At 40.0% G+C, this 10,212-nt stretch carries 9 protein-coding genes and 2 other annotated features; of the genes, 4 read left to right on the top strand and 5 right to left on the bottom strand.

Going from position 1 to position 10,212, the window contains the following annotated elements; translation table 11 throughout:
- Positions 1–157 precede the first annotated feature (157 nt).
- From NGR58_RS06350 to NGR58_RS06335, 4 genes are all read right to left on the bottom strand, one after another.
- Positions 158–853 carry a methionine ABC transporter permease gene (locus NGR58_RS06350; protein ID WP_258088761.1) on the bottom strand — a complete coding sequence of 232 codons (696 nt, stop codon included), beginning with the start codon at positions 851–853 and terminating at the stop codon, positions 158–160.
- Positions 853–1,899, bottom strand: a complete 1,047-nt coding sequence (locus tag NGR58_RS06345; protein ID WP_258088760.1) for a methionine ABC transporter ATP-binding protein — start codon at positions 1,897–1,899, stop codon at positions 853–855. The genes NGR58_RS06350 and NGR58_RS06345 overlap by 1 nt, the downstream gene beginning before the upstream one ends.
- 187 nt (positions 1,900–2,086) lie before the next feature.
- Positions 2,087–2,917: a MetQ/NlpA family ABC transporter substrate-binding protein gene (locus NGR58_RS06340; protein ID WP_258088759.1), complete on the bottom strand. Its 831-nt coding sequence runs from the start codon at positions 2,915–2,917 to the stop codon at positions 2,087–2,089.
- 103 nt (positions 2,918–3,020) lie between these two features.
- Positions 3,021–3,288, bottom strand: a binding site (T-box leader).
- A 24-nt stretch (positions 3,289–3,312) separates the two neighbouring features.
- Positions 3,313–4,017 carry a YoaK family protein gene (locus NGR58_RS06335; protein WP_258088758.1) on the bottom strand — a complete coding sequence of 235 codons (705 nt, stop codon included), beginning with the start codon at positions 4,015–4,017 and terminating at the stop codon, positions 3,313–3,315.
- Positions 4,018–4,148: 131 nt separating this feature from the next.
- Between NGR58_RS06335 and NGR58_RS06330 the strand changes: the two genes are divergently transcribed.
- Positions 4,149–5,627 carry a nicotinate phosphoribosyltransferase gene (locus tag NGR58_RS06330; RefSeq protein WP_258088757.1) on the top strand — a complete coding sequence of 493 codons (1,479 nt, stop codon included), beginning with the start codon at positions 4,149–4,151 and terminating at the stop codon, positions 5,625–5,627.
- Positions 5,628–5,647: 20 nt separating this feature from the next.
- Positions 5,648–6,472, top strand: coding sequence for an ammonia-dependent NAD(+) synthetase (gene nadE, locus NGR58_RS06325; RefSeq protein ID WP_258088756.1), 825 nt, complete (start codon positions 5,648–5,650; stop codon positions 6,470–6,472).
- A gap of 113 nt (positions 6,473–6,585) precedes the next feature.
- Here nadE and NGR58_RS06320 read toward each other — a convergent pair whose 3' ends face one another.
- A complete protein-coding gene (locus tag NGR58_RS06320; RefSeq protein WP_258088755.1) occupies positions 6,586–7,602 on the bottom strand; it encodes an aldo/keto reductase in 1,017 nt (338 codons plus the stop codon).
- Positions 7,603–7,832: 230 nt separating this feature from the next.
- Between NGR58_RS06320 and cysS the strand changes: the two genes are divergently transcribed.
- On the top strand, positions 7,833–9,248 hold the full coding sequence (cysS, locus tag NGR58_RS06315) for a cysteine--tRNA ligase (protein ID WP_258088754.1): 1,416 nt from the start codon (positions 7,833–7,835) through the stop codon (positions 9,246–9,248).
- 76 nt (positions 9,249–9,324) lie between these two features.
- Positions 9,325–9,537 (top strand) — a binding site (T-box leader).
- 79 nt (positions 9,538–9,616) lie between these two features.
- On the top strand, positions 9,617–10,096 hold the full coding sequence (locus NGR58_RS06310) for an S-ribosylhomocysteine lyase (RefSeq protein WP_258088753.1): 480 nt from the start codon (positions 9,617–9,619) through the stop codon (positions 10,094–10,096).
- Positions 10,097–10,212: the final 116 nt, after the last annotated feature.

The following is a 10,212-nucleotide window of genomic DNA, read 5'->3' as shown; positions in this document are numbered from 1 at the left end:
TTCCGTATTTTATAAGGCGGAATACCTTGTAGATACATTGTGACAGCTTCAATTTGTACTTCTTTTGAAAACATAGTAAAACCCCGTAAGTTTTGGAAATTACTCCAACTTACGGGGTTCAGTTCAGGAACAAAAGTTCCAGTCTTTTTTTATTGATTTAATTATGACGGGCATGTCTTGCTAGCAAATCACCAACGAATTGGATAAGAACAATAAATAGCAAGATAATAATTGTGGCTGTCCACATCACATCGTTCTGGAAACGTTGGTAACCAGTAACTATGGCTGTTGTACCAAGACCACCAGCACCAATAGCACCAGCCATAGCAGTCAATCCTACCAAACTAATCAATGTAACGGTTGAAACACGAATGAGTTCAGCAAGACCTTCACGTAGATAAACATCTGAAATGATGTCCCAGTTTGTTGCACCGAAAGAACGGGCTGCTTCAACTTTTCCACTATCAACACCAAGCAAAGCAACTTGTACTTGACGTGCAAAGAATGGGAAAACTCCTAGTGATAGAGGAACTAGAGAAGCTGTCGTTCCAATAGTCGTTCCCACAATTAGTTGTGTCAATGGTGAGAATGCAACTACCATGATGATGAATGGGATTGCACGTCCAACTGAAACAACTTTATCTAAAATTTGGAATGTTGTACGATTAGGGGCAATACCATCATCGGCGGTTAACACAAGTCCGATTCCAAATAGCAATCCAATGAGACCACCAATAATTGCAGCACCGACTGTCATGTATACGGTTTGCCAGATGGCAACACCCCAGCCATAATCTCCTGACCAGCCAAGCGCATAGGCATTTGGCATGTTTTCTTCAATCCATCCCATCATTATTTGGCACCTCCTTGTAATTCAGTGATTGAAACACCATGATCTGTAAAGCTTGCTTTCGCAGTAGCACGTTGTGAATCAGTTCCCTTGAATATAGCAACGGCAATACCAACAGGTGTTTGTGTCAAAATTTCCATATTTGAATAAAGAATATTAGTTGTCACACCAAAGTCTGCAAAGATTGTTGAAAGTAGTGGTTGGGCTGTATCGGCCCCTACATAACTAATCTTAACCAGCTCTTCATCGGTTGCTAATGGTTGTGTTTCTAGTAACTCGTTCACTCTAACAATGGCTTCATCTAAGTTAGTAGCAGTGTTGATAAAGTCCTTTGTTAATTGTTGTTGTGGATTTGTAAAAATCTCTAACAATGAGCCACGTTCAATGATTTTACCTTCTTCCATCACTGCAACCTTATTGGCAATTTCTTTAATAGCTTGCATCTCGTGGGTAATCAAAACGATTGTGAGACCTAATTCTTGGTTTAACTTTTTTAACAAAGCTAAAATTTGGTTTGTTGTTCGTGGGTCAAGGGCAGACGTCGCCTCATCAGAAATTAGAATTTCAGGATCGTTAGCTAGGGCTCTAGCAATAGCAACACGTTGCTTTTGACCACCAGATAATTGACTTGGAAAGTTTTCAGCACGATCAGCTAGACCAACTAAGCTAAGCAATTTGTTTACTTTAGCTTTTTTATCAGCCTTTGATAAGTTGGAATGTTTTAGCGGTTGAGCAACATTACCAAAAATAGTTAGCTCACTCATTAAATTGAAATGTTGGAAAATCATCCCAATTTTCTTACGTTGATCACGGAGTTCCTTAGGTGATAATTGCAACATATCGGTACCATTAACAAGTACTGAACCGCTGGTTGGTCGTTGTAGTAAATTGATTGTACGAACTAAGGTTGACTTACCAGCACCTGAGTATCCGACAATGCCGTAGATGTCTCCTTTTTCAACATCAATTGTTTCGTCTTGGACAGCAACAATTTCACGCTTTTTTTGCTTAAAAGTGACATTGATATTTTTTAATGAAATGACAGCCATATTCTTCTCCTACTCTTTATATGTATCAAGGGGCTGGAACATCAGAAAATATTCCAGCCTTTTTGTGCTAAAAATATACTAATTATAAATTTATAGCATAAACGCGTTTCAAAAGTCCAAAATCTCAATGTAACGTAACTTCAGGCTTTTATTTCGCTCTCTGGATGGTTGTGCACATTAGGTCAAATTACTTTAACTTGATATCCCATGCTGGCACTTCCGCCTTACCCCAAGTATCGCTCAAATACTTCTTAGTTTGCTTGCTTTGGTAAGTCTTAACAACTTGCTTGTAGGCCTTCTTGTTTGCATCGCTCTTACGTGCAGCAATAACGTTGATCCATTGCTTTGAATGCTTGTTAACTGGTTCAACGTAAATAGCTGAACTTAACTTAAGGTTAGCTTCTTGGGCATAATTTGTATTAATAACCGCACCATCAGTAGACTTCAATGCTGATGGGCCTTGATCAGCAGCAACTTCCTTAAAGTTTAAGTCTAACTTGTTCTTCTTGATATCTTTAAGGGTTGGCAAATCAACACCCTTCTTAAGCTTAATCAAACCGGCTGTTTGTAGCAAAGTTAAAGCACGACCTTCATTGGTACCATCGTTAGGAACGGCAATTGTATCACCTTTCTTGAAATCCTTAACGTCTTTGTGCTTTTCAGAATAAAGACGGATAGGGGTAATAAATGTTTTACCAATGGCCTTAACCTTGTGGCCATTTGACTTATTCCAATTTTTTAAGAAATAACGGTGTTGGAAAGAGTTCAAATCAAGTGAACCATCAGCAACGGCCTTATTTGGCTGGTTGTAATCCGTAAATACCTTTGTTTTAACCTTTAAATTGTATTTCTTTTGTGTTGTTTTGTTAATTTGATCCCATAGTTTCTTATCGCTTGTACCAACAATACCAACAGTCACTGTTTTCTTTGCAGCAGCATTTGCAGTTACTGGAGCAATTGTTCCAGCCGCAAATGCACTGACTGCTAATACGGCACCAATCCTTAACCCTTTATGCATAATCCTAATTCTCCTTATTAATTATTGATACATAGTTTGATATTATTTCAGATTGATAGGGATAAAAAAAGACTCGTCCCTATCTTGATTATTTGCATAATCTGATAGAAACGAGTCTCGTGTTACCATTCTACTTCACCTTAATCATTACTAATTAAGGTCTTAGCAACGAGCAGGCAGTGAGCGATATGATGCTATGCCGATTCGTGTGTCTGTTAACGTAGACCATTCCGTCATTAATTTATAGACTTGCTACTCATTAATGCCAATCACAGGCCATTTTCAATTAACGTGTCTTCGAACAACTTTCACCAAACGTTGTCTCTCTAAGCGAATCACCGCTAATTTACTTCCCTGATCAACTTGTTTATCTTTCTGAAATACTAAAACGTATTTTAGTGTATGTTAGTCGTTGTGTCAACACTTTTGGTAAACTTTTCTTCCCGATTAATTAAAATAATCACACCCATTAAAAATAGGGGGGCAATGAATAAGGCTGCTTGTTGTAAAAATTGCATCGCAAAGTAGGCAATAATAGCTGAAAATAAAAAGGCAAGAATGACTGGTCCGACACGGACAGCACGTCGTAAGGCCATTTCATCATGATATATCAGCCAATTTGTAACACCACTACTAAATGTCCGTAAGTTTCCAGTACTTAAGATGGTCATATAAGCCATGCCATGAATTTTATTAAATGTATCGGCCTGAATTGCCATAAAAAAGGCTAATAAGGGCAGGATGATATTGGCTGAAACACTTTGCAATTCTAGGACAGCAACTAATAAGAGACCCAAACATTCAACTATCAATGCCGCTAATGTATGTGATCGATTTGACTTGGTCGTATATACTTTTAAACCTTGGTTAAAAGCTGAACCAAGTAGGAAAGCAAAAACTGGCCAAAAATAGATGGCAGCATGGAGCCACTTACCACCAGCAATATTCAAACCAACTTGGAGTAGATTACCGCTTTGAAAACTAGCAAAACGCATATCATGCACTGAAAAAGTATATGAATCAATAAATCCAGCAGTTGCTGCAAGCAACATCCCCGCTCGCCGTGATTCTTTGATGGGATAGTGCTGATTGTTAATCATAAAGGAGTTCCTTCCGTAATTTTTGATGAAAATATCTAACTAGTATACCACTAGTGGGATAAACAAGACTGACTTTACACCCTGGGTTTTGTGTTAAAATATTAGTTAAATAAAACAAGGAGTTATTTATTATGGCTTTAGCATATCCAGATGATAGCTTGGCACTACACACTGATGCATACCAATTATCTATGATGCAAACTTACTTTATGAAGGGCATCCATGAGCGTAAAGCAGTTTATGAGATGTATTTTCGTAAAATGCCTTTCAAAAATGGTTATGCCGTTTTTGCTGGTTTGGAGAGATTGGTTGGCGTTTTAAAAGATTTACATTTTTCTGAAAGTGATCTCGAATATTTACGGTCAACAGGTCAGTTTAATGAAGAATTTTTAAATTATTTGAAAAATTGGCGTTTTAAAGGAACTGTCCGTACACCACATGAAGGGGATATTGTCTTTAACAATGAACCAATCGTGCAGGTTGAAGCAACATTATTTGATGCGCAATTGATTGAAACGCCATTATTAAATATTGTTAATTATCAAACTTTGATTGCTACGAAGGCATCGCGGATTCGTTCGGTCGTTGGGGACCAGAGTCTCATGGAGTTTGGTTCACGTCGTGCTCAGGAGATGGATGCTGCTATTTGGGGAACCCGTGCGGCGTACATTGGTGGGTTTGATGCCACGTCTAATGTTCGTGCGGGTAAGCTATTTGGTATTCCAATTTCTGGTACGCATGCCCATAGTCTAGTACAAGTATATCGTAACGATTATGATGCATTCAAAGCGTATGCTGAAACACATCATGATGTTGTCTTCTTGGTAGATACTTACGATACCTTGCGTTCAGGTGTTCCGGCAGCTATCCGCGTGGCGAAAGAGATGGGTGACAAAATCAATTTTGTCGGTGTACGGATTGATTCAGGTGATTTAGCCTATGTTTCAAAGGGTGTTCGTAAGATGCTTGATGAGGCTGGCTTTAAAGATGCTTCGATTGTGGCATCAAATGACCTCGATGAAACAACGATTAAAAGTTTGAAATTCCAGGATGCCAAAATCGATACTTGGGGTATCGGCACCAAGTTAATTACTGCTTATGATCAAGCTGCTTTAGGTGGTGTTTATAAGGTGGTGTCGGTTGAGGATGAAAATGGCCAAATGACTGATACGATTAAAATTTCTGGTACGGCTGAGAAAATTTCAACGCCCGGTCAAAAGCAAGTTTGGCGAATCACTCGTAATTCTGACGGTAAGTCACAAGGGGATTACGTCGCTTTGTGGGATGAAAATCCTCAAAACCTACCAAACGGATTGTATATGTTCCATCCAAACCACACTTACCTAAGTAAGACGGTAGTTGATTATACGGCACGACCAATATTGAAGGATATCTTTGTGGATGGAGAATTAGTCTATGAATTGCCATCATTAGACGATGTCCGGGAATTTACTAAGCGCCATGTTAATTCTTTGTATTCAGAATACCGGCGTGACATGAATCCACAAGAGTATCCAGTGGATCTATCGCAAGCGGCTTGGGATCATAAAATGAACTTGATTAAGTCAACTCGCGAGTATGTGGACCAGATTGATCAGACGCAGGAATAAGTAATAGGGAGGACTCTGTTATGCGACCATTACAAACAGAAATTATTGAAAAGCTCGGTGTACAGCCAACCATTGATCCAGAATCTGAAATCAAACGCTCAGTCACTTTGCTGAAAGATTACTTGAAGCAGACGGGATTGAAGACACTTGTTTTAGGTATTTCTGGGGGACAAGATTCAACATTAGCTGGTAAGTTTGCCCAATTTGCAGTTGAACAACTACGTGAGGAAACCGGGGATGGCGAATATCAATTTATCGCTATGCGGTTACCATATAATGAACAAGCTGATGAGTCAGATGCTTTGGCAGCCATTAACTGGCAAGCAGCTGATAAAACAGTAACGGTTAACATTGAAGAATCTGTTCTTGGCGTTGTGCATCAGTTAGAAGCTGCCGGGGTACCGGTGACCGATTTTAATAAGGGTAATATCAAGGCCCGTGAACGAATGATTGCCCAATATGGTGTTGCAGCTGCCTATAAAGGTGTTGTGGTTGGGACTGACCATGCAGCTGAGGCCTTGGCTGGATTTTATACAAAGTTTGGGGATGGCGCTGCTGATATCACACCATTGCATCGCTTGAATAAACGACAAGGTCGTCAACTTTTGGAGTACTTGGGAGCGCCAGCTGGTTTCTATGAAAAAGTACCAACGGCCGATTTGGAAGAAGATCGTCCAGGCCAACCGGATGAAGTTGCTTTAGGGGTGACTTATGATGCCATTGACGATTACCTAGAAGGTAAAACAGTTTCTGAAGCAGATGCTAATCAAATTGAACGACTATATACATCAACTGAACACAAGCGTCGTCAACCAGTGACGGTGTTTGATCGTTGGTGGCGTTAACGAAAGACTTTAAATTAATCAAAAAAAGAGGATGGCGCAAGAAATGTGCCATCCTCTTTGTATGTAAACAACGTTACACACCAGCTTCAAACCGTTTTTGCTCACACTATGGCTTAATCTTTCTTCCAATCAATAGCTGGTTGTCGATCTAAAATGTCATCGATCTTTGCTAATTCTTCATCACTAAATGTCAAATTATCTAGTGCTTTGACGTTATCGACCAATTGTTGTGGTCGGCTGGCGCCAATAATCACACTTGCAATTTCTGGTTCGCGTAGGTTCCAAGCAAGGGCCATCTCAGCCAAAGATTGTCCACGTTGCTGGGCGACCTCGTTTAATTGTTGTACAGTTTTAATAGTTGCCTCAACTTGGTGTGGATGCAAGAACGGACTTGTAGATTTAGCAGCCCGAGAATTTTCAGGAACGCCATGCAGGTATTTATCCGTTAATAATCCTTGTGACAGCGGACTAAACACAGCGGCGGCTTTGCCTGCCTCATGTAGTACAGGGAGTAAGTCGCTTTCAATTTGGCGATTGAACATATTGTAACGAGGTTGATGCACAATAAATGGTGTCTTTAGTTCTTTGAAGACGTCCATGATTGCTTTAGTTTGTGCGCCTGAATAGTTAGAAATACCAATATATAATGCTTTCCCTGAACGAACCAGTTGATCAAGGGCCAAAGCCGTCTCTTCAACTGGTGTCTCAGGATCTGGGCGATGTGAATAGAAAATATCAACATAGTCTAACTGAAGACGACGCAAACTTTGGTCAGCGCTGGCGATGATACTCTTCTTTGATCCCCAGTTACCGTATGGACCATCCCACATTTCGTAACCAGCTTTACTAGCAATTACGAGTTCATCACGATAGGCATGCATATCGTGAGCCATAATCTCCCCGAAATTCTTTTCAGCACTACCTGGTACAGGACCGTAATTATTTGCTAAGTCAAAATAAGTAATCCCCAAGTCAAACGCTTGATGAATAATTGCTTGTTGGTTTTCAATTGGGTCGACACTACCAAAGTTATGCCATAAACCTAATCCAAATGCTGATAATTTCAAACCACTCTTACCAACACGATTGTAAACCATGTTGTCATATCGATGTTCATTTGCTTGATACATATTGCATCTCCCCCTATTAGTAGCTCGTGAAATAGTTTCAAGGCTAATTGTAACTGTTATCGGTTATTTATCCAAGTTAGGGACGTAGAAATAGCTGTCGTGTCTTATTGAATCCGCATTCAAGCAGGTGATAGATTTATGGTAAAATATGGGTATGAGCTTGCATAGTAGTTGAACTATTTATGTAGACCATATAAAAATGATATTTTTTAAGAGAGAGGGACGCGAATATGATTAAAATGTTCAATACAATGACGTTGGAAAAAGAACCATTCCACCCAATACATGATGACACCATCAATATGTACGTCTGTGGACCCACCGTCTATAACTATATTCATATTGGTAATGCGCGTTCTGCTATTGCGTTTGACACTATTCGCCGTTATTTTGAGTACCGTGGTTATCAAGTGAACTATGTTTCCAACTTTACGGATGTTGATGACAAAATGATTAAAGCAGCGGCTGAACAAGGCATTACGGTCCCTGAGTTAGCTGATAAATATATTGCTGCTTTCAATGAAGATACGGCAGCATTAAATATTAAGCCGGCAACTGTACGTCCACGGGCAACTGAGCATATTCCAGAGATTATTGATTTTGTCGCCGATTTAATTGCAAAAGGTTATGCGTATGAATCAGCTGGGGATGTTTATTATCGTGCGAAGAAGTTTAAGAACTATGGTGCCTTAGCTCACCAGGATCTAGACGAAATGACGTCTAATGCAGCTGGACGATTGGATGATGAAGAACTAACACGCAAAGAGGATTCGATGGACTTTGCAGTCTGGAAAGGTGAGCATGGTGATGGGGCCATTGCTTGGGATTCACCATGGGGTAAAGGTCGACCCGGTTGGCACATTGAATGCTCAGTGATGTCAACCAAATACCTGGGTAACCACTTTGATATACATGGTGGTGGGATTGATTTGGCATTTCCACATCATACAAATGAAATTGCCCAAAGTGAAGTCCATACGGGTGAACAATTTGTTAATAAGTGGTTGCATAATGGGTTTGTGACGGTTGGTGATGAAAACGAAAAGATGTCGAAGTCTTTGGGAAATTTCGTAACCGTCCACGATTTATTGCAACAAATCGATGATCCAGCCGTCTTGCGGTTCTTTATGTCAACGACGCAATATCGTCGTGCGATTGCATATTCAGACAGTAATATGACGCAAGCAGCCCATAATTTAGAACGGATTCGTACCGGTTATCGTAATCTAGAATTCCGGTTGGCTGATGCGATTGCTGGGGATGAGACGACAGTCGATACAGCTGCCACTGAATTAGTTGACCAATTCAATGCGGCAATGGATGATGATTTTAATGCCCCTAATGCATTAACTGCTATCTATGGCTTAGTTGATTTAGCCAACCAGTATACGTCAGCTGAAGTTGTTTATCAGGATACCGTTAACTTTATCTTGGAAAACATTGCAACATTAATGGGGATTTTTGGTGTTGATAGCTTATCAGAAGACGAATTATTGGATGATGATATTGAAACACTAATTAAAGAACGTGATGATGCGCGTGCTAATAAAAATTTTGCACGTTCAGATGAGATTCGTGATTTGTTAGCTGAACAAGGTATTATTTTGGAAGATACACCACAAGGTACACGTTGGCATCGTCAGTAAGCATTCTGAATCAAATTAAAATGAGAAAGTTTTAATTTTGCTGTTGACACAATTTGCTGGAAGATTTAGGATAAGCGTATCGACATAGAAGAGATGAGTATAGTGATTAGTCGTTTTGAGAGAGCTAGTGGTTGGTGAAAACTAGTAATGGCGTTGCTAGAAGATGGTCTCGGAGTCATAATGACATGAACAAAATCGCTAGTGCCATTCGGGGACGCTCGTTATAACGTTTAGAGGATAAGCCGCTGCTTATCGAACTCGGGTGGTAACACGTGGTGACGTCCCGTAATCAGAAATGATTGCGGGGCGTTTTTGTTAGTTGTTATAATGCAAATGTAGGAAAAGAAACATATAGGAGGGATTTAAACATGGCAGAGGTTGAAAGTTTTACATTGGATCACACAAAGGTAAAGGCACCATACGTGCGTAAGATTGAAACGCAACAAGGACCAAACGGGGGACAAATCGTCAATTACGATTTGCGTTTGACACAACCTAATGAGACCGCTATGGAAACAGCTGGTGTCCACACATTGGAGCACTTATTTGCTAGCTTGGTGCGTGATGAATTAGATGGCGTCATCGATATTTCACCATTTGGTTGTCGTACTGGGTTCCACATTATTAGCTGGGTAGATTACACCCCAACGCAGGTTGCTGAAACATTTACACGTGTCTTGCGTAAGATTCGTGATGACATCACTTGGGATGATGTCCCAGCAACGGTCGCTAAGGAATGTGGTAACTATAAGGACCACAGTCTACACTCAGCTAAAGAATGGTCAAAGATTATTCTTGAACAAGGTTTCTCAGATGATCCATATGTGCGTCATGTTGTAGAAGCTTAAGTGAAAAATGACACGATGTAGTCATTAAATTTATAAACTGGTCAATCCTTTATTTACCAAGGGTTGACCAGCTTTTTTATTTCAGTAACAATCTCATGCTGAGTGTTAAGAGGTGC

The organism is Weissella fangxianensis, assembly GCF_024718545.1.
Taxonomy (GTDB): Bacteria; Bacillota; Bacilli; order Lactobacillales; family Lactobacillaceae; genus Weissella; species Weissella fangxianensis.
This window is presented reverse-complemented; position numbering and strand designations above follow the sequence as displayed.